Source organism: Tildeniella sp., assembly GCF_059505325.1.
This window is the reverse complement of record NZ_JCACKI010000043.1, coordinates 1-18,590: the sequence shown is the minus strand read 5'-3', so window position 1 is coordinate 18,590 and position 18,590 is coordinate 1. Positions and strand designations below refer to the sequence as shown.

Genomic DNA, 18,590 nt, shown 5'->3' with positions numbered 1-18,590 from the left:
GTTTTACTTTCCGGTATCAATCCACCAACGCTGAAGTTTAGGCTGTTGACCCCGCTGATTATTCACCGTAACTACAGCCAACTTCCGACCGTTTGCATCAGCAAAGCTGAACCGACAGTAGCCCATGCCAGTGCCAGAGCAGTCTTCTACTTCGTTGTAGCCAAGCTGGTTGATGATGTAATCCATTGGACTAAATCGTTCCCGATTGGGGGAAAACTCAACGGCTTGCCATCCAGCTTCTAGCAAAATCTTTCGCGCCTGGGCGTAGGGCATTCCCTGTCTCAATGTGGCTGGCACTTCCTGAGCCAGGGTGATTCCTGGTAATAGGTTTGCTCCAACTGTTAGCCCTGCGATCGCAGCCATCCACTTTTTCATCGTTGGTTTCTCACATTCAACACATCACTTTTTGACTTGTTTGAAGATGCACTCGTAGGAAAAAGTTTTGGTTGAAGAATCTTGGGCACGACGGGTTAATTATCCTTCTTGCCAACCTTCAATTGCAGCCATAAAGACGTTCACCAGTGGGTGGTCGATCGCTTCCTTAAAAGCCTCTTTGCCAGCAGACTTCAGTGCTCCGACAACACGATTTCTGAAACTTGGATCACCCTCGATCTGTTTGATAGCTTCATCCACTACAACTGCTTTTTGTGCAAAAGTTTCAGTTGGATAACTCTGCTCTAACTGTTTCAAAAGTTGCTGAATCTCTGCGGCGGCTTCAACCAGGTTACTCCTTTGGGTAACGTTGAGGGTGTTCTGATTACCAAACTGCTGTCCCGCAACGGGAGCATTGTTGATAATGTTAAAAATCTGAGCCGGAAAATGTTCAGTTGGTTCGTGTGGCTTTGATATAGCCGCCTCAATTTCAACAACTCCCTGATGGAGGATCAGGATTGGTATACGCTCACTATCAGCGTTAATCAGAGCTAAAGGTCTAATCAGCCCCTCTTGTTTTAGATATCGCAAAATATGAACAAGCTCGCTTAAGGGAATTCCTGTTAATTGACTAATTTTGCCAGATAATGATGTTTTGGTTTCTTCTCCATTAGTATCTATGAAAATCGCTCTGAGAACTTCAAAGCGTTTTTTCTGCTTCTCTAAAACATGCTGATAATCGCTTTCCATCTCTACCATCCTGACTTTCTATCGTTTCTTATCAGCCTTTTTAAGACAACAAATGATCCATGCCAAACCGTTGTGCTAAGGCTGTAACAGCATTAGCAAATGAGGCGATATCTTTAACAACACTCCAGAGTGACAGTAATCCACCTCGGATTCTTGATGTTCTAGTAGGAGTTTTGACCTCCTCCTCAATGTCATCTAACGCCTCGATCGCAGTTGTCTGATTCTCTGAAGGTAGGCTACTTACCTCTTGTCGAAGGGCATGAAGCATTTGGAGAATTTCAGCCGTATCTAAACCGATATTTTGTGTTACGTTCGCCGTGTTTTTATTTCCATACTGCTGGGCTGCTACTGGGGCATGATTAGTGACCTTGAACACTTGGGAATTGGGACTGGAATTAAGCGCATTCTCAAAAGAAATCTTTCCTTCGAGAAGCATCCTGCCCCGTGGAGTAACTGCTATTGGTTCCAGAGCTTCACCATTCGTGTTGAAGGTATGATTACGAATAAGCTTGACAAAGCCGCCTCGTTCTAATTCATCAAGATGAAAGCTAACTTCGTCCAAACTCATTTTTAGCTGCTCGGAAATCTGTTGGTCAGAAATTCTGTTATCACCTTGAATAGAAGAGGAAATTAGGTTAAGAATCTTCCTTCTGTTAAATTCCATAGTACTTTTTTGAATCATTTGTTTTGTCGCTGGAGTAAGCTCTCTGCGGGAATCAAATCGGTGCATAGTTTAGTTTTTTACCTCCACAGTTGCACTTGCGTCATTGCCAGAAACATCTACTAGACGCACCGCGATCGCTTGTTTCCCAATTGGTAGTTCTTGGTTTGATATCTCACGCTGGTTTTGCTGCGTTTTTGCAGTGATGGTTGGTAGCTCAGCTATGTTTCTCCCAGTTCCTTATACCCACTCAATGCGCTGCTTTAACTCGTTACACTGGTCATGAGGGAGTCCGAAATGATGTTGTAATCGACCGACTACAATTCCTGGAGCAATATCGATTTCAGCCGCAAATTGCTCGATCGCAACTTTAGAGAATCGCCTATGCCTCGCAATAAACTGCTCAAGATCTACTGGGGGAATGAGATGATCGGCAGAAAACTGATTGGCTTCCTGCTCCATCGGTGAATCTGGATCATAGTCGGCTGAACCTTCCAGGAAGATTTCATCCTTGTTTTCCTGCAACACGTGCTTCGACTCGTGGAAGAAGGTAAACCAGAAATGGTCGTTGCTCTTATACCGAAAACTCATTTGGATTAAGGGCTTTGTTGGGGTTAGCCAACGAGTTACACCAGAGACTCTGGTCTTGGGTAACTCTGGCACAAAGACCACGACTACTCCAGCTTCAGCGCACAGGGTAACGATCCTCGGTAGAAAGACCTTCTGAGGTTGCACCGTCAAAGCACGAATCTCATCCAGGGCTTTTCTAAACTTCGTGGCGTTATAGGGCTGGCAAGTTACCTTCTCAGCTTCAAGCTCTCCCTTCCGTAACCAAACGCTGGTAGCAGGTGCATCACTCTCAAAGGCAACAGACTTACGGTAAGCAAGCCTCCGGTTTTCCCAATGCTTATGCCATTGCTCTGGTGAGGCTACCGCAAAAAAGTTAAGTAAAGCTAGACACCGCTGGATTTTGTCCTTAGTTGGCTCTACCCAACTCAATTTAGCCATGTCATTGAAAGGGAATTTTGCCGCCCACTCACTCTGCTTTTCCAGACGGTCTTTTTCCCGTTGTCGTGCTAAAAAATCCTGATAATGCTGCTCCCGTTGACTCCAGAATTTGGCAGGAATGCCTAACACTCGTTCAAATTGCAGGGCGGTATCGGGGGTAATGGCAGTTTTGCCGTTAATAATTTCGTTGATCGTTTTTCGGGGTCGTCCTGTTCGCTCCGCCAGTTCTGCCTGAGACATGCCTCTTTCTTCTAAAACCTCTAGCAGCGTGTCACCAGGGGGAGAAACATAATCGGGGTTGTACTGATTACGAGTCGCGCTACTCATGGGTGTCCTCTATACCAAGAATTTCGACTTCTGTCACTTCGCTCCAATTCAACCCACTGTCCTTCTTGCGAGGGATGGGATCGTTGGCTGGGATAAATAGGAGTCGGTAAGGATGATCCAAATCCAGTGATAACTGACCTGCTTGATCGCCTGTTAATTCGTGACATCGCCCTGGTAGAGTTTGCATAACCTCTAAGTTCGCTGCCGCTCTGAGATCATCAAGTCGTTTCTGCACCCGATTAGCTCGATCCGCTCCTAACTTCCTGACTAGGTTCGTTTTACTGTTAAACAGCTTTTCTAGCTTTTGAGTTCTAAATACAATATCCATTGTACAGGGTTAGGGGGAATTATTAACCCTAAAGGTTAACACGGATCTTTGTATCTGAGATCAAAATACAAGCCTTAAAGCTAAATAAAGCGTTACTTCAGCTAAATTTTCCAGCCAAAACACTATATACGCGGTTCTCTGGACTGAATATCTTTTATATAAAATTCTTGAATCTGTAACCCTGAAGCCCCATATAATGATGCAAACTCCTGATAAAGCTGCTAAGGAGTTTGGATACCCAGAATCTCGTGACAGTAAATGATGGGTTTGATCGCCTTCTGCTAGCACGGGTGAAACTTGGGACCGTCTCGATCTTCTTCAAACCAATAGCTCAACAGTTCGGCTGTCGTTTGCGTGACACCCGACCACTCTGTATTGCGCGAGCGTATGTGTATGCTTTGCTGTTGCCATCCCTAACCTTCCTCAGAAATCTCAGTCGAGGTCATAGCCAATCTTCAGAGCCTTTTCTGGAGACAACTGCTGCTCAACCCTTTAAATTAGCTGGACACAGCGTAACTCACCTCTAGTTACAGTGCCAGATCGCAACAAGAGGGTTCAGAAAATTCGCTTGTCATGAAATCAAGACATATCGAGAAAAGGGACACCTGCCGCGATGATTTTCTCCCGCAGGGTATATTCAGCAATACAGGTGCCAATTAAATCCCTTACAATGATTGGCTAGTTCCGTAACTCGTTGTCAGTTACACATGGCAACCACTGAGCAACGAAAGGTTGAGCATCTAAACGTCCGGCTCCCCCTCTCCGAGATGGCAATCCTGAGAAACTACTGCAAAGCCAATCAGCGATCGCAGTCTGATGTCATCCGTGAATTCATCCGCAGCCTGAGTGCAGCCGTTAGCCCCTCCAACAACTTGCCACCAAGCTCATGAATCCCTCTCCCAGTAGCCCTTTGAGAACTGAGAACAGATTACCCGACTGTGTATTTTTCAAGCTGCATTGCACCCCTGTTCAATCCCCAAATGGTTCTGCACTAGGGTTTCAAATAGTAGAGCCTGTGCCGACTACTCCAGCGATCGAGCAACTTGATTTGAAACTGACGATCCGATTTGGTAAGCAAACCATTAAAGCTCCCGGAGGCACTATCGAATTTGGCTTGAAGAGGGGAGAACTTGCCTTGCAGCTAGAAAATGGCAAAATTCCTTTGGAAAAGGTTGCTCTAAAAGCCGAATTTGCCAAGGCGTTGGAAGTTGAAGAGCAATTAGAAAAAGGTCGCGAGTCAGAAGCGGCGATAGCGGTTGCGGCAGGAGTAAAAACAAAAGATACTGACAAGGTTGCTAGGAAAATCAAGCAGGTTGTACCTCAGGTAACCAATCGTGGGACAGAAGAACAACCGATTTGGGAATTTCAGGTTCAAGCTAGTCAGGAACGCCTGATTTTATTAGGGCAATTAACAGAGGAAGCGATTGGCATCCTGGAGATTACGGGCACTCCCTGCTCCTTAGTTGCCACCTTTTGCATTCAAAACCAAAGTGATATTTACCTACTTGACTCCACAGGTTTGATCGCTGGAAGGAACCTAAGTCATAACAAAACTGCTTGGGCAACCCGTGAATTTTTTCTTCGGTTCATCGCTCCCCAACTGCAACCACATTTAAGTCGTGTGGAGGGCGCATTATGAGTGTAACAAAATCCCTCCAACGGCTTCGAGACCTCATTCAACGTATTGTTGAAGCGGATACGGATGACTTCTTTGAACTGGCTAAGATTGCTGGACTAAATCCCGCTAAAGACTTTTCGACCGCAAATCTCAGTGGACTTGATTTACGCTCTGCCAAACTTGCAAGAGCAAATTTCATTGCCACTAATTTTTCACGTGCAAATTTAGTCAACTCAGACCTTACACAAGCCAACTTGATTAATGCGAACTTAGCTGGTGCCATGCTAGTCAACGCAAATTTAAATGGTGCTAGTTTGGTGAGCGCCGACATGATGAATGTAAATCTTGTGCGCGCTCAACTATTGAGTGCGAATCTCACGGGTGCAGACATGACGAAAGCCAACCTGAACCACGCTGATTTGCGTCGTGCTGTGTTGATTGGGTGCAAACTAGATGATGCTAGTCTGCATTTAGCCTCTCTGAATCATGTGGATTTGCGCCGCTCAAGCTTGACTAAGGCTGATTTCACAGGAGCAAATCTTTACGCTACAGATTTGAGCAACGCTGATTTGCGCTGGGCAAACTTAACAGATGTCAATCTGGCAGGTGCCACCGTAGAAGGAACTCTCTTTAGAGGGAATAAAGGACTGACACGCAAAATAATATCTGATTTGAGGCGACGGGGCGCAATTTTCGATAGTGTTGCCTATTTCACTCTTAGCGAATCGACAAGTGTCGAAAATCAAGCATCAATCGATGCCAATGCTTTCCGTGAAAGCTCATCAGTTAAGGACGAAAACGAAGCTTCTAGTGAGCAAGAGCTTTCAGTAAGCCATAGTTATTCTGGCGTTGAGGAGTTCATGAGCAATGAAGATCAACCCTCAAGCGAACCAGAATTATGCATACGTGAGGAAGACTTCCAAGAATTTCAAGCTCTTATTTTACGCTTAGAAACTGCTGAAACTGATGACTTTTTTGAGTTAGCTGACATTCTTGGTCGCAATTCCAAAACTGACCTCGTTGGAGCTAACCTCAGTGGCATCAACCTTGCTCAGGGGGATCTCAGCAATGCTGACCTCAGCAATACTGACCTTAGTAGAGCAAATCTTAATGGAGCAAACCTCCGTGGAGTTTCTCTCAGAAGTGCTGACCTCAGCGATGCCAATCTCAGCGGTGCTAACCTCAGCGGTGCCGACCTCAGCGGTGCAAGCGTGGCGCAATGTAGGTTTGGAGAGGGTCTTGGATTATCGGAGGCAGAAAAAATTGATTTGCAACGGCGGGGAGGAATTTTTGATGATGCAATGGGCGATCGCGATTCCGCTGATTTCCCTGGCCCTACACGTCGCTAGTGAGAAACCAGAGAACTGAGCAATCAGCTAACTACTGCTGCTGCCTCCGGTAATCCCACGATCGCTGATAGTTGCCTACCCACACACCCAGGTGCTTTGACTGAGCCAACTGCTCTGCTTTGGCAAGCATCTCTCGATCGCACTTCTCAGAGTAGCGCTCATAGTGGTAAGCCCACCCGGATGCAACCATTTCATAGTTGATGAATAGCTCCTGCTCTGGCTGTTCACGGGTAGGGGTTTTGACAAAAATCTCTCCTACAGTATGACCGTACCGATCTTTTTCGACAGGAACTACCATCACCTGATTGTTGGCATTGGCAAGCAGCGATCGCAGCAAGATTTCCCTCTACCTGTTTCCAGGCAGTAGGTTGATGCAACGGCAAAATTGCTATTCCAAAACCAGGAAATTTACTTTCTTTAGAGCTTTTGCTTGCGATGCCACCCCTTCGGCTATCCACTTCAATAAGTAGCCTTTGGCGTGACTCGCTGTTAGTTACAAAATGCCCAAAATAAGAAAACATTACACAGCACAGCTCAATATGAGGTGCCCTTTATAAAAGAGCATCTTGAGACGGCACTGTAAGAAATTAGTGCATCATGTTTTTGGTTGAGGGTGCTTACGCTTGGCTGATCTGTTCCCGCAACCAGGTTCGCAGTGCCCGGATTACCGCATTGTCATCGGTCGTTTCCCGCAGTTGCAAAAACTGAGCAATCACGGCTGGAGAAACCATCGCAAAAGTGGGGCTAAACTCACACTCGACATATTCCCCGTTCTCCAACTGAGAAATCGTTAACCCCTTCTTCGTGTAGCGCCAAACTTCAGGAATGCCTAACTGCTTGTAGACCCTCATCCGACGAGTTGAGGCACTGGTAATATCGACCTCGATCGCCAAATCTGGCGGTGGGTCAGTTGCCGTATCTGAGTTCATCCCTTGTACTTGATCGGCGTTTTGAATGTAAAAACAGGAATCAGGCTCTACCCCTTTCTCCAAATCTTCTCGATCCAGGGTGGTTGAGCCGTAGTCCTTAAGATTCAGACCCAGCTCCTCAGTTAGCGTTGTGACCATCCGTGCCAAGAGCCGATTGATAATCTCATGCAAGTTAGACGGCATCTTAATTTCGAGTGTCCCCTGGTCATAGGTCAAGCGAGAAGCCCGGTGATCACCCATGTCTGCCAGCAACGCCTGATACGTCTGCCAACTCACGTTTTGCAGCACAATCTTTTGGGTCACTTTACCCTGTAGGTCGTCGATATGCAGGTCATCAATCGAGGTAGCAGTGGCAACCATCGGTCAGTCCTCTTCTACAGCAGTCAAACAATGGAGGTTTCACCAATTCTACTTCTACTTCAGGTACTCTCGCTTTTAGTCCAAACAGTACAATAGTATCAGCCATAGCGTAACGCACGCTTCATTACACCATGCCTAAAATAGGGAAACGTAAACCGGAACATCTGAATGTGAGGCTGCCAGTGGCAGAGATGGAAGCCCTCAGACGCTACTGCGAAGAAAATCAGCGTAGCCAGTCTGATGTCATTCGAGAATTCATTCGCAGCCTGAAGCCTACCGTTGCATCTTCCGATAGTCCCAGGGTTTCATAGCAGTCGGGTCACTCCACACACCCAACTTTTTCCTCTGGGCAATTGCCTCCATCTTGGCGAACCCACTCCCATTCGGGCATCTACTAGCGTATTTCGCATAGACGTAAGCCATTCCCGCCAGCAACTGTGACTCATTCAGCAGCTTCTCTTCTTCTGGCTGCTGCGGGTTATAAGCCGGAACATAGAGTTCAGCCACCTTACGACCATAGCGATCGGTGTCACTAATGTACAAAATCACCTGATTTCCAGCGCTAGCAAGAAGCGACTGCAAATGATCTCGGCTCTGCACCCCTAACGGTTGGCTCAACTCCGGCGCATCGATGCCGCACAACCGCACCTTCACCTTCTGCCAGCCTAGCTTTACGGTGATAGTGTCCCCGTCATGCACATTGATGACCGTTGCCAACTCGCTTTGAGCACGGGGCAACAATCCTGGTGCTGGTACAGGTCGGTCATCACCTGAGCGCCCTACCTGCGACTGCTGCCACAGCGAGGAACCGTAGAGCCAACCCACGATCGCTATCGCCGCTATAGGCAGAAGATTCCACAGCGCTTTCGCTTTCATTCCGTAGCTTCCCCGATGTCTTTTAGATGGGTTGGTGAATACAGGTTTTAGAGTGCCCAAATGCGGGACTCTCACTTTACCCCTATCGATTCATCTATGAACAACACTCTTGTGAGGAAGGCAGCCGCAATTCTCGGTCTAACGTTGGCGATCGCGCCTTTTCTAACTCAACTCTCTGCCTCCGCTCAAACGGCTCAGTATGCACCGTTTAAGGATGCCGAGGGCAATGTCTATCTTGCACCTGGTAGCGCCAACGCCGAAGTCGCCGTCACCTTTGGGTCGGTCGAAAAGCAAAAAGATGTCAAGGCAGATGCCTGTGGCACTGTTCACCTGACCCCTTCCACTGCGATTCCCTTGTCTACTGCCTTTAAGGTCGATGGTGTCACCGTCAATCCTGCTACCCTCAGCTCAGACATTCTACCCAAGTGCGTGAATGGCAGTCTGGAGCAGCCTCGCGCCACTAACTTCAAAACGGCAGACGGCAAAATTCACATCGTCGGCAAAACCGCAGGCTCTTACTACAAGCTTGCCTACAATGCGGCTGTGATTCGGAAGGTGAAATCTAACGCCTGTGGCATTGCGCGGATGGGCAGCAGTGCGTCTACACCACTCCTTGCCACAACTGTTTTTACGGTAAACGGGATCGACTACACCTATGGGCAACTGTCTACAAAGACTCCCTGGCGCTGTTCCAATGGGGTGACGTATCAACCGTATGGCGGCAGCTAGTTTCGCCTTTACCAAGAGCCTTTGAGCCTCCCGATCGGGGGGCTTTTTGATGGCGTATCTGAATATATGGAGCGTTCGCACAGCATCTCGAACGAGAATCGTTGCCTGCCAGGAGCAAGCCACATCAGAGCGTTTCACGCTTTGGGGCGGACTTCAAACACAAGCTGCGATCGATAAAAACAGACATCAAATTCCAGGAAAAAATTCATCCGCCCCAACAGTAGCGGTGCGTCATCAGAGGCGCTCCAGGCAAACACCAACCGCACTGGAGCAAAAGTGCCAATGTTTGCGGCGACCAGCAAACCACGCGCCTCGACTGCTGCTAAATTGCCAGCCAGGGTTACAGAAGTGGTCTGTTCTTCCCACACGGCACCAAGCTGCACCCCAATGCTATAGGGCAAGACGTTGACACTTGCACCCGTATCTAATAGGGCTGAAACGTCTACCGAACGATCGCGATAGGTAAGGGATAGTGGTAGTTGCGGGAGTGCATCGGGCACGCCGAAGACATCCAGTCGTTCGGTGAAGCTGAACCGTTGAAGGTCAGTCATTGGGTGCGGGTTGCTCCGATGCCAACAGTTGAGCCAGTTGGTGAGCGGCTCCATGCGAATCGAGTGGAGACCAGAGAGAGTAGGTTGCTCCCGGTTGAAGGGTTGGTTCCTCTTCTTTGGCGAGTTCGGCAATGAGAAACTGCATCACTTTCAGTTTGTCTGCACGAGGCAGGTTTCTCAGGGTTGGAAAGAGCTCCACTACGGTCATAGGGGTTGGAGGAACGCGCTACTCCTCTATTCTTCCACATCTTCCACAGTCACCGAAAGATGCGCGGCTGGGTGATGTCGCGATCGCACTCAAGCACTGCGGCAAGTGGCTGAACGGGTGGATCAACTCAGCGATCGCACGATGCAAAGCAACCTCACAGCATCGGCGGCGATTCTGGCTGGGCTAGTATTAGATAGAGCCTTGGTGAAGCGCATTCTCAGGAGGGATCTGATGCAGGAATCCGTCATTTATCAAGACATCCTGGAGGAAGGAGAACAAGCGAAAGCCCAACGCATCGCCCTCAATTTGCTGCGAGAAGGGATGGCGATCGACGCGATCGCACGAGTCACGGAACTGTCTGTTGAGCAAATTCAACAGCTTCAAAGCGCACAGGCTCAAGCTGACTCAAAATAGGTAAGAGGCTTTTTCAGTGAATTATTCCGGTTGGTAAGGCTACGATCTGCTGGCTGATACCGACGAGTATCACTGCGTCTGTCATATGCAACGGTTAAGCTGTAATCCCTTAAGTGTCCAAGAGCAAGAATGTAAAATATTAATGCTCTTTCTGGAGTGAACCCAACCTGCAAGATAAGGCTGCTGCCGCCGCAAGAAAGATGATTACAATTTATTTCTCATTTGATACAGTAATACTGTTTTTGACGTTTCTTCAAAACTATCTATTGCGTGTAAAAAAGCAAAATTTTTATTATGACTTTTTATAATAAGTTCCAAGTATATATCAAGACTCTCCAACTGAAATATACTTAAATGCTGAATGCTATTTTCTATATCTACGCGAGAGTGAGTATTGATGAATGTTGACAGTTTTCCTACCAGACCTATGAAAACATCTGAAACTTGAATATGCAAATTATACTTTGAGTCTTCAAAAGAATACGATTCTAATACCTTATCTCCATCTTTAAGAACAAATTTACTTAGTAAATCCTCAATCGAATTCTCTTTGTCAAAGATATGATTAGAGTTCTTGAATAAGTAAATAGGTCTTAAATAAAAGTCTGAGAAGTTTTTTAAAAGAATAAAATTTTCTTCGTTCATTATGAGTGGCAGCGATACCTTTCTCCTAGATTCCTTAAGAATATGTTTTAACGAGGTAAGTCCAATGTGAAACTCAGCCTCATCTTCATAATCTTCGAATAGATCAATGAGCTCATCTATGAAAGGTATAATGGATTCCCTTTTAAGATTAGGGTACTCAAACCTATAAAAGAGATTTACAACAGACTCTATTTCCAGTTTAGCAAGCTTGTAAAGATTATTCTTCAAAAATAGTGAGAATTCGCGACCTAGTTGTATAGCAATTTCCGAATTCTCGCAGGCAGAATCCACTATATCAACGATGGAATAATATAATAAGTTAATGCTAGAGTAATGAATATATATATTATTGTCTAATAAATATCTTAAGAAACTATTTAGTTTATGCGACTTTAGACAAGATAGAAAATCTCCTTTTGCCAAATGCTTCAGCTTTACTTCATTTATTGAATTTTGGAGATTTAGTTGACTGAACAATCTTTGAATATCAGGTTCAGATTCATCATAAACCACACCGCCAAGAACAAAATTTGACTGGAATGAATAGTTGAAATCGCTTTTCTTTACATAGAATTTTCTAAAGTTATTTGTCTCATCGTAGTAAAACTTGAATGCCGAATCTAAATCAGCATCAGGGATTAATTGTTTATGAAGATTTCGTTCGATATTTACGTCAAATTGTGTCATTTTAATGAGACCTTATAATATTAAACTTAAAGACAAAAGTCAGCGAATAACTCTAATACATCCGCTAGAGACTTTCGACCGTCTATTCGCAACATATTGGGCTGCTGTAAGGGAGTTCACTGTCATGATAGGCTAGCTTTTAAGTCATTGCCACCACTTGTAAACTATTGAGTCTTGAGAAACCACCATGACGATTATTGTGAAGAATGAGGTAGATTTTGCAGAGGAATCATTTTACGACCAGGTCTTACTTAAAACAGAATATATGCAACGTTATAGAGAAGAATATTATTACTATAGAGAAAAAGGCTTTTATCTTAACCCTTATCGGAATTATCTAAGTATTATTAATTATTTTAGCGAGATAAATGAATATCGAGAGCAGCATGCAGCATCTTTTGCAAAAAGGGTAAAAGCTCAGCAAAAAAATTGGAGAGAATGTGAATCTGTTGTGTCAGAGGTTATTGTTTACCAAAGCTACCTTCGACCAATGAATGAAGGATTGGTTCGCTCTATCTCATTTGAAACTGATGAGTGTGATGTTATCGTTGAACGCTGTGATGGTTCAAAGTACTATCTTGAAGTTTTCTGTATAATGCCCGATTTCCCAACAGATGGGCTTATTGACATAAGAACTCACACCCAAGAGGCATTTTCATCAGTAAGGCAAAAACTTTTGAATAAGGTAAGGAAGCAAGGGCAATTCTCAAAAGATAGAGAAAACTTTGCTGTTATAGAATTGAATAATCGAAGCATCGCTCATGATTTTACTATTCTATCATCTCTGTCTGATGGCTATAAAATAAACATTGAATTACAAACCATGAAGTCAGTCAGCGAGGGATATGATTGGAATAAATCAGTTTTTGAATTGCCGGAAACCAAATTTTTAAAGGGGATAATTTGGTTCCATTTAGGAGCTTATCAATATAGAAAAACTCTGCTTAACGCATACTACAAAAAGCAATAGCTTGACTAGCCCTGAGACAAGATAAGGCATCCTAACATGGGTAAGCACCTATTTTTAGAGATCGTTTATCAGCCAAGAGTAGGGCAAGCAAACTGAGTTTAAGCCGATCGCTCTACGCCCCTACTCCTCCCCCGCACCCAAAACCAGCAGCTTGATCCGCGCCATCTGCGCCCTTAACCTTGCCCACGTCTTAAACGTCTCCGCCTTCTGCCTGTCCAGCGCGTTCAGGTTGCCCAAAAACTGCGTCGTCTCGCCCTGTCCAAACCGATAATCCACCTCAATCAAGCGGTGCCGTAGTACCTCGCGCTTTGAGATCTCCTGCGCCACCTGAAAGTCTCGCCGCAGTACTTCAAAGTCCAACACCTGCAACATCACCTGTTCCCGGATTTTGTCCGCCAGGTCAGCCCGTTGCTTCTCCACTTCTGCTACCTTCACCTGCAAGTCTGCGATCGCAATCTGCCGGGACTGAGCCGCCGGATCGCCACCGATGGCATTGCGAAACAGCGGTACGCCAATCAACGAAAGGACTTCGTTAATCGCACCTGTGGGCTTGACAAAGAAATCAAACACCCGATCGAGTAATCCTCGCTTACGGGGTTGCTGCCCCTGTTGTACGGGTACGTCTTCCAGCTTCAGATAGCTCTGTACCAGCGGTTCAAATACGCCCAGCGCGATCGTCTTCTGGTTGTTCTTGCGGGCTTCTTCAATCTTGGTATTGATGACTTCAATCCGCTGGTCAATGGCTTGCAGCGTTTTAGACTTGGCAATCGCCGCCGTCTGCAACTGCCCAATGCACGTATCAGAAGCCTCCAGGCAGGGCAAATCACCCAGCATCGACTTCCACAAATCATCATTCACCCGCATCTGAATCAGCTTATCCAGCGAGTCACCCGCCGGATTCAATGGGTTCGCATCACCCTCTAGCGCGGCTGGCTCGTCAGTGGGCTCCGTTTCCGTCTGCTGGACTGGAACTGGGGGAGACGGTTGCACTTGGGGAGACTTTGACTTCGCCAGGGCGTGAACTGTCATCAGTGACAACCAGCACCAGCTCAACAGCAAGGCTTTGGTCAGTCTGACCCTGGAACTTGAGACGCGAGATTTTGCCTGCATACGGACTCCTGACCGCTGAAAGTGTGGATAGCTGAGTTTCGACCTGAGATAACTGCCCCTCTAACTGGGCAAGTTCCCCCTGCTGCTGGATTTCTTGTTGCCGGAGCGCGATCGTCCGTTTGGACATTTCTAAGGAATGCTGGTACTCCTGAAACTGACGGTCTGACATTGCCTTGGCTAACTTCCCCCGTGCCAGTTCCACTTCAGCTAACGCCTGGTCTACCTCACGTTGCTTTTGTTCAAGTACAGCTTGCTCATGGGGCACGGTCGCTTCTGGTACCTCATGCTTCGGCAGCGATTGAATCAGGTCTAACTTACGCTGCTGTTGTTCCTTCGCCTGCTGTACAGCCTTCGCCTTCAGTTTCAGCCGTTCCACATCGGCTACCTCACCCAACACTGAGGCAGTCGGTAAGCCGCTGACCTCTGGCACGGGTAGCATCATCTGAGCCTTGAGCCGTGCAATGCGTTGTGTCAACTCTCGCTGCTGGAACTCCAACCGTGTCCGATCGCGTACCCTGTCCGCCAGAATCTGACCGGGAATGACCGTATCGCCTTCCTTTACCTTCAGGTCATCAGGAGCCGCTAGCGTCAGCTTGATTTGAAAGCGTCGTTGTGGTGCGGTATCGACACTCTCAGGTACTACGGGAACTGTCGCGCTGGGAGTGGGCAACGCTTGCGACACTGCCTGAGCCGTGCAGCCCGAAAGCACCAGGGCAATACCCCACCAGCAATAACGAGCCACGTACTGTCTCACTGAAGTCTCTCGTAATAAGGAACAATCTCAACCTGTTTAGCATCCGTCCCCAACCGACAGAGCGCCTGGAGCGGTCGCAGTCCAGCCACCCTCACCTCAGCAAACCGGAACTTCTTACCCACCTTTGACACCTCCGTTTGATCGACTGGCAGCACCAGCTTGGTACTAGAGTTCCCAATCACATCTGCCGACAAATGCCGTTCGGATTGTGATGCCAGCACCAGCGCCAAGCCATACTTCCGACCATCGGCAATGATGCGATCGCAGGCTGACCCCGTACCTTTGGGCATCTCCTTTGCCTCGTCGATAAACAGAAACGTGCGCGGTATTTTCCCTGCCATCTCACCTAACAGTCGGTGATTGTCCATCAGTTGCTTTGCCAGTGACTCAGCCGCGATCGACTGAATCGCCGGGGGTAGCTTGTGCAGGTCAACCCGAATATGTTTCGCATCCATCGGAAACTGTGAGCGACTGAACACGCCATACTGGAACGTTGCCGCCAGTTTCAGCTTCAGCCGTTGCGACTCCTTGCAACCTTCCTCAATGCGAGCTACCAGTTCCGCTTCGATGTGGGCGAAGTTGGGCGCTTCCCTTTTCCAGGTCGCCTGGTCGTCCTGCACGATACCCTGCTGCCGATAGCACGTTCCAATCACATCCAGTAACATTCCTTCCTGATTCGGTCCCATCTGGAGCGATTTCTTCAGTACCGCTGCCACCGCGATCGCCTGCAAGTTGGGTCCGCCTCCCTCTGGATCAAGATTCACCGTGAGTGGGTTAATGCCCCACGGAGAAGCCATATGCAGCGGGTAAACCATCTCACCAGCGATATCCTGGTCGCCGTGGAAGTCAATTAAAATTTTTTGTGAGCCTATATATATAGTTCGCAGCGCAAAACAAATTCCTTTGAGGGTTTGCGTTTTGCCACTGCCAGACGCGCCAATACAGACGATATGAGCATTCGGTAAGGTTTCGGGATTCCAATAGGTGTCCTTCCCTAAAAGAACGCCTGCGGTCTGGTTCTCTTCCGTCTGAGCAGTGCGTCTCACTGGCAGTGTCGCAACAGGGGGTAAGGGCTTCTCGACTTTACGGCTGAACATGGATGGTCCTCACGATTAGGTTTCCGGTCGCAAAGGCATCGCCCAACACTGCCAGCAGTTCACCAGGGGAGGCAGATTCCAGCTCCAGCACCTCACCAAATTGCTGCAAGGGTTGGAAGTATTGTTTGGAACCATGCAGCCTGATATCGGCACGATCGAGCGGGTCAACGGTGAGCCTGCCTGAGATGTAGGTGTTGGGCAATGTCAACGAGGTGATTGCAGCTCTAACGGATTGGCTATCAAGGAACACTTCGCGGGTCAGGAGGCTGATGGTTGCCCCGACAGCAACGTGCACCTTCTCTGGTGCAATCTGTGCCTCTGGACTTGTGCCAACGCGATACAGCCGTGCCTGAGTGTCCTTCACCAACAAATCTTGATTGACCGTACCGATCACCTCGTAGTGACCCGCGATCGCTTGCTGGGTGATGGTATGCCGCCCCTGGATTTGAGCAAAGATCTGATGCTTGCTACTCTCCCGCTGGTAGATCTCCATTGCGCCAGACTGGGAGCCAAGCGCCTGGTCAAACGTTCGCATGATGCCACCCGCACTGTTGATGTTGATGCTAACGACTGCGACAAAGACCAATACCGCCAGTACGAGCGCTTCCGCTTTGCTGCCAGTAGATAGTCTGAGCCGAGGGTTTGCTGGAATGACCAGCCTCGCCTGATTGGGGAAGAAGGCAGCAACACCAGACTTACTGAACACATCGCCAAACCAGCCCATCCAATAGCCAATCACCAACGCCCAGTAGAACTCAGGTTTACCCCAGAACCAAAGCGGCAGCAAGGCGATCGCGAGCAGCCCCGTCACCAGGAAGCTATGGGTCACTGAACGATGAGGAAAGCGAGACTCCAGCCAGCGACTGACCGGGTAGAAGATTCTGCCGGGGACGCTGCCTGTCGTATCGACATCGGGAAACTGGGACGCAACCGCAGCCGTACCCAACACCCAGGGGTCAGCCGTCCCCATGAAGAGAGAGGTACTGGCGATCGCCAAGGCAGCGTGAGTGACAGTAAGCATTAACCGAGCCTCGCTGATTTCTTGGGCAGTGAGTAGAAGAGCAGTCGCATAATGCCCACGACCACGGTGAGGATGCCGCCAATGAGGTACATCGAGGTACTGTTTAAGCCGATGCCAATGACACGCACGATGCCAAAGACCATGAGCGCGGCAATGAGGTAAGGCGTACCATCCACCCACTGCTGATGATCCGGTGCCGTGTCTTCGAGTCCCAGGTATTCTTCCTGAATGACCCGCTTTGCCAGCATGGGATTACCCCCGCAGCGCTGCTGTAGTCCTGCCAGTTGAGCCGTCCCGATACTGAGTCCCAGCTCCAGAGAGTGGGCTGCCATCAGATCCCGAATCTGCACATCGCTGAGGGGCTTGAGTTCCATACGGGGCAGTTTCAGAAAGATGTCCTTTGCCGGGGGAGCAGTCGCTAGTAGCAGCAGTGATTGGTGTTGTTCGTGCAGAATCTCTAGAAACCGCCGAAACTCTGGTGTGTAGTGGTGGGTATCATCGCAGATGAGAAAGGCTGTTTGCTCACGCAGAAAGTCAGCGATCGCTGTTCGTAGCCCTACAGTGGTGAGGTTCTTTCCCGCCAGATCCTGAGTCTCAACGCCCAACTGCTCCGCAAGGCGAGTTAATAGCTGTTTGGTACTGGCTGGTTGAGCCACTGCGACCAGGTAGCCCTCATCCTGTAACTCTTGAGCGATCGCCTCACCCAGAATGCTCTTACCGATACCAGACTCACCCACTACCAGCAAACTGGAACTGGAACGTAGTACCGCTGTAATTCGCCGTTGCTCGGTCGTCCGGTAGATCTTTAAGCTGCTTGACATGGTTCTACCAACAGTCCACGTTGACGTTTCCAGTGAGCGATCGCACGACGGCTACAGGCTTCCCCAGTCTGCTTTTTTACATAGGCAATGAGCTGTGAGTAGGTGGTGAGACCCTGCACCCAGGCTTCATCCAGTAGACCTTCTACCAGCGCTGCCCGCTCACGCCGAGGCTTCTGCTCCACAACCATCAATTTCGCTGCTGTCTCAGCCACCATCACCATCTCCCGTTCTGTTGGTGAAAGCGCTGCTGTAGCAGTCACTACGATCGTTTCTACAGCCGTTGCTTCGCAGGGTGGCAGTGCTGGCAGCTTTAGTTGCTGTGTACGCCGTCGCACCAGTCGCTCCATGCCAGTAAGGGTGATCGCTTCCGCCAGGGCGATTCTCGGTTTCAACCAGCACCACAGTTGAATCGTTAAGGCTTTCCAGTCCCGTTTCATGCCGTCTCGTACCTCTTCGTGTTGAGTGATCAACGGGTACTTGCCAAGCGCAACGAGCCACTAGGCAGAAAGCACGGATTCACAGGTGAAGGTTTGGCGAAGGTAGTACCGCCGTTGTCTGCCTTCGTGTTGCGATTTGATTAAGCGCTCAAAGATAAGATTTTCGGTCTGTCGCCGTACCTGCTCGTAGGTCAGGGTTCCGTTGGACGCTGCCACAATCTCGTTGCGGGTCAGCCCGTCTCGTTGTCTCAGTACCGCTAAGACGTGCGATCGGGTCTGTGCGCCCTGGTCGGTGGTTTGATAAATGCTGAACATAGCAAAGGGTGAAGTAATGTTTCACCCTTGCTGCCAGTTACAGGAGGTGGAGGTCAATCGTGAAAATGCCGATTTAAGCGGGGTTTTATGCCCTGTGGTTAGGCGTGAAATGGAGATTGTGTGAAAGATTGAGATGGTTTTGATATACGTATCTATTGAGAATTCCTGCAAACCTTATATACGAAACGTTCAGGCTGGTAGGTTCCTACTTTGGGGTAGTAGGGGTCGTGAGTTCGAATCTCGCCGCTCCGAT

General features: G+C 48.3%; 25 protein-coding genes and 1 tRNA gene. 8 read left to right on the top strand and 18 right to left on the bottom strand.

Going from position 1 to position 18,590, the window contains the following annotated elements; translation table 11 throughout:
• Nucleotides 1-3: 3 nt before the first annotated feature.
• The 5 genes from AC5JO6_RS15650 to AC5JO6_RS15630 all read right to left on the bottom strand — a co-directional run bounded on the left by AC5JO6_RS15650 (nt 4) and on the right by AC5JO6_RS15630 (nt 3,446).
• A complete protein-coding gene (locus AC5JO6_RS15650) occupies nt 4-375 on the bottom strand; it encodes a hypothetical protein (RefSeq protein WP_496081996.1) in 372 nt (123 codons plus the stop codon).
• Between the two features lie 99 nt (nt 376-474).
• Complete coding sequence (locus AC5JO6_RS15645; protein ID WP_496081995.1) at nt 475-1,122, bottom strand: hypothetical protein; 648 nt, start codon at nt 1,120-1,122, stop codon at nt 475-477.
• 40 nt (nt 1,123-1,162) lie between these two features.
• Nucleotides 1,163-1,852 carry a winged helix-turn-helix domain-containing protein gene (locus tag AC5JO6_RS15640; RefSeq protein ID WP_496081994.1) on the bottom strand — a complete coding sequence of 230 codons (690 nt, stop codon included), beginning with the start codon at nt 1,850-1,852 and terminating at the stop codon, nt 1,163-1,165.
• A 171-nt stretch (nt 1,853-2,023) separates the two neighbouring features.
• Complete coding sequence (locus tag AC5JO6_RS15635) at nt 2,024-3,118, bottom strand: helix-turn-helix domain-containing protein (RefSeq protein ID WP_496081993.1); 1,095 nt, start codon at nt 3,116-3,118, stop codon at nt 2,024-2,026.
• Nucleotides 3,111-3,446, bottom strand: a complete 336-nt coding sequence (locus AC5JO6_RS15630) for a type II toxin-antitoxin system RelE/ParE family toxin (protein WP_496081992.1) — start codon at nt 3,444-3,446, stop codon at nt 3,111-3,113. Before AC5JO6_RS15630 ends, AC5JO6_RS15635 begins: the two co-directional genes overlap by 8 nt.
• 707 nt (nt 3,447-4,153) lie before the next feature.
• Between AC5JO6_RS15630 and AC5JO6_RS15625 the strand changes: the two genes are divergently transcribed.
• The 3 genes from AC5JO6_RS15625 to AC5JO6_RS15615 all read left to right on the top strand — a co-directional run bounded on the left by AC5JO6_RS15625 (nt 4,154) and on the right by AC5JO6_RS15615 (nt 6,413).
• Nucleotides 4,154-4,336: a ribbon-helix-helix protein, CopG family gene (locus AC5JO6_RS15625; protein ID WP_496081991.1), complete on the top strand. Its 183-nt coding sequence runs from the start codon at nt 4,154-4,156 to the stop codon at nt 4,334-4,336.
• 158 nt (nt 4,337-4,494) lie between these two features.
• On the top strand, nt 4,495-5,085 hold the full coding sequence (locus AC5JO6_RS15620; RefSeq protein WP_496081990.1) for a hypothetical protein: 591 nt from the start codon (nt 4,495-4,497) through the stop codon (nt 5,083-5,085).
• Nucleotides 5,082-6,413 carry a pentapeptide repeat-containing protein gene (locus tag AC5JO6_RS15615; protein WP_496081989.1) on the top strand — a complete coding sequence of 444 codons (1,332 nt, stop codon included), beginning with the start codon at nt 5,082-5,084 and terminating at the stop codon, nt 6,411-6,413. The genes AC5JO6_RS15620 and AC5JO6_RS15615 overlap by 4 nt, the downstream gene beginning before the upstream one ends.
• A 31-nt stretch (nt 6,414-6,444) precedes the next feature.
• Here AC5JO6_RS15615 and AC5JO6_RS15610 read toward each other — a convergent pair whose 3' ends face one another.
• Together AC5JO6_RS15610 and AC5JO6_RS15605 are read right to left on the bottom strand one after the other, a co-directional pair.
• Nucleotides 6,445-6,750, bottom strand: coding sequence for a thermonuclease family protein (locus AC5JO6_RS15610; RefSeq protein ID WP_496081988.1), 306 nt, complete (start codon nt 6,748-6,750; stop codon nt 6,445-6,447).
• Nucleotides 6,751-7,030: 280 nt separating this feature from the next.
• Nucleotides 7,031-7,702, bottom strand: a complete 672-nt coding sequence (locus AC5JO6_RS15605) for a Uma2 family endonuclease (protein ID WP_496081987.1) — start codon at nt 7,700-7,702, stop codon at nt 7,031-7,033.
• Between the two features lie 131 nt (nt 7,703-7,833).
• Between AC5JO6_RS15605 and AC5JO6_RS15600 the strand changes: the two genes are divergently transcribed.
• Complete coding sequence (locus AC5JO6_RS15600; RefSeq protein WP_496081986.1) at nt 7,834-8,013, top strand: ribbon-helix-helix protein, CopG family; 180 nt, start codon at nt 7,834-7,836, stop codon at nt 8,011-8,013.
• On the opposite strand, the gene AC5JO6_RS15595 is transcribed toward AC5JO6_RS15600, so the two are convergent.
• A complete protein-coding gene (locus AC5JO6_RS15595; protein WP_496081985.1) occupies nt 7,976-8,578 on the bottom strand; it encodes a thermonuclease family protein in 603 nt (200 codons plus the stop codon). The genes AC5JO6_RS15600 and AC5JO6_RS15595 overlap by 38 nt on opposite strands.
• A gap of 96 nt (nt 8,579-8,674) precedes the next feature.
• On the opposite strand from AC5JO6_RS15595, the gene AC5JO6_RS15590 reads away from it, so the two are divergent.
• On the top strand, nt 8,675-9,307 hold the full coding sequence (locus AC5JO6_RS15590) for a hypothetical protein (RefSeq protein WP_496081984.1): 633 nt from the start codon (nt 8,675-8,677) through the stop codon (nt 9,305-9,307).
• 134 nt (nt 9,308-9,441) lie between these two features.
• On the opposite strand, the gene AC5JO6_RS15585 is transcribed toward AC5JO6_RS15590, so the two are convergent.
• Both AC5JO6_RS15585 and AC5JO6_RS15580 read right to left on the bottom strand, forming a co-directional pair.
• On the bottom strand, nt 9,442-9,858 hold the full coding sequence (locus AC5JO6_RS15585) for an aspartyl protease family protein (RefSeq protein ID WP_496081983.1): 417 nt from the start codon (nt 9,856-9,858) through the stop codon (nt 9,442-9,444).
• Complete coding sequence (locus tag AC5JO6_RS15580; RefSeq protein WP_496081982.1) at nt 9,851-10,066, bottom strand: hypothetical protein; 216 nt, start codon at nt 10,064-10,066, stop codon at nt 9,851-9,853. Before AC5JO6_RS15580 ends, AC5JO6_RS15585 begins: the two co-directional genes overlap by 8 nt.
• 105 nt (nt 10,067-10,171) lie before the next feature.
• Here AC5JO6_RS15580 and AC5JO6_RS15575 point away from each other — a divergent pair, with 105 nt between their 5' ends.
• Nucleotides 10,172-10,480 (top strand): Rpn/YhgA-type helix-turn-helix domain-containing protein, encoded by a 309-nt coding sequence (locus AC5JO6_RS15575; RefSeq protein WP_496081981.1) that lies wholly within the window; start codon nt 10,172-10,174, stop codon nt 10,478-10,480.
• Nucleotides 10,481-10,684: 204 nt separating this feature from the next.
• Here AC5JO6_RS15575 and AC5JO6_RS15570 read toward each other — a convergent pair whose 3' ends face one another.
• Nucleotides 10,685-11,812, bottom strand: a complete 1,128-nt coding sequence (locus tag AC5JO6_RS15570; RefSeq protein WP_496081980.1) for a DUF3800 domain-containing protein — start codon at nt 11,810-11,812, stop codon at nt 10,685-10,687.
• Nucleotides 11,813-11,999: 187 nt separating this feature from the next.
• Between AC5JO6_RS15570 and AC5JO6_RS15565 the strand changes: the two genes are divergently transcribed.
• Complete coding sequence (locus AC5JO6_RS15565; RefSeq protein ID WP_496081979.1) at nt 12,000-12,782, top strand: hypothetical protein; 783 nt, start codon at nt 12,000-12,002, stop codon at nt 12,780-12,782.
• A gap of 120 nt (nt 12,783-12,902) precedes the next feature.
• On the opposite strand, the gene AC5JO6_RS15560 is transcribed toward AC5JO6_RS15565, so the two are convergent.
• From AC5JO6_RS15560 to AC5JO6_RS15530, 7 genes are read right to left on the bottom strand one after another with little or no spacing between them, the layout of a single operon-like run.
• Nucleotides 12,903-13,772, bottom strand: a complete 870-nt coding sequence (locus AC5JO6_RS15560; RefSeq protein ID WP_496081978.1) for a hypothetical protein — start codon at nt 13,770-13,772, stop codon at nt 12,903-12,905.
• The gene (locus AC5JO6_RS15555) at nt 13,720-14,646 is read right to left on the bottom strand and encodes an HlyD family secretion protein (protein ID WP_496081977.1); all 927 of its coding nucleotides are present in this window, start codon (nt 14,644-14,646) and stop codon (nt 13,720-13,722) included. The genes AC5JO6_RS15560 and AC5JO6_RS15555 overlap by 53 nt, the downstream gene beginning before the upstream one ends.
• Entirely contained in the window at nt 14,643-15,743 is a 1,101-nt protein-coding gene (locus tag AC5JO6_RS15550) for an ATP-binding protein (protein WP_496081976.1), read from the bottom strand. Before AC5JO6_RS15550 ends, AC5JO6_RS15555 begins: the two co-directional genes overlap by 4 nt.
• Nucleotides 15,730-16,764 carry a metal-dependent hydrolase gene (locus AC5JO6_RS15545; protein WP_496081975.1) on the bottom strand — a complete coding sequence of 345 codons (1,035 nt, stop codon included), beginning with the start codon at nt 16,762-16,764 and terminating at the stop codon, nt 15,730-15,732. The genes AC5JO6_RS15550 and AC5JO6_RS15545 overlap by 14 nt, the downstream gene beginning before the upstream one ends.
• Nucleotides 16,764-17,585 (bottom strand): ATP-binding protein, encoded by an 822-nt coding sequence (locus tag AC5JO6_RS15540; RefSeq protein WP_496081974.1) that lies wholly within the window; start codon nt 17,583-17,585, stop codon nt 16,764-16,766. Before AC5JO6_RS15540 ends, AC5JO6_RS15545 begins: the two co-directional genes overlap by 1 nt.
• Complete coding sequence (locus tag AC5JO6_RS15535; RefSeq protein ID WP_496081973.1) at nt 17,570-18,022, bottom strand: hypothetical protein; 453 nt, start codon at nt 18,020-18,022, stop codon at nt 17,570-17,572. The genes AC5JO6_RS15540 and AC5JO6_RS15535 overlap by 16 nt, the downstream gene beginning before the upstream one ends.
• A 60-nt stretch (nt 18,023-18,082) precedes the next feature.
• Nucleotides 18,083-18,337, bottom strand: a complete 255-nt coding sequence (locus tag AC5JO6_RS15530) for a hypothetical protein (RefSeq protein WP_496081972.1) — start codon at nt 18,335-18,337, stop codon at nt 18,083-18,085.
• Nucleotides 18,338-18,518: 181 nt separating this feature from the next.
• Here AC5JO6_RS15530 and AC5JO6_RS15525 point away from each other — a divergent pair.
• Nucleotides 18,519-18,589, top strand: a tRNA-Pro gene (locus AC5JO6_RS15525).
• The last annotated feature ends 1 nt before the right edge of the window (nt 18,590 follow it).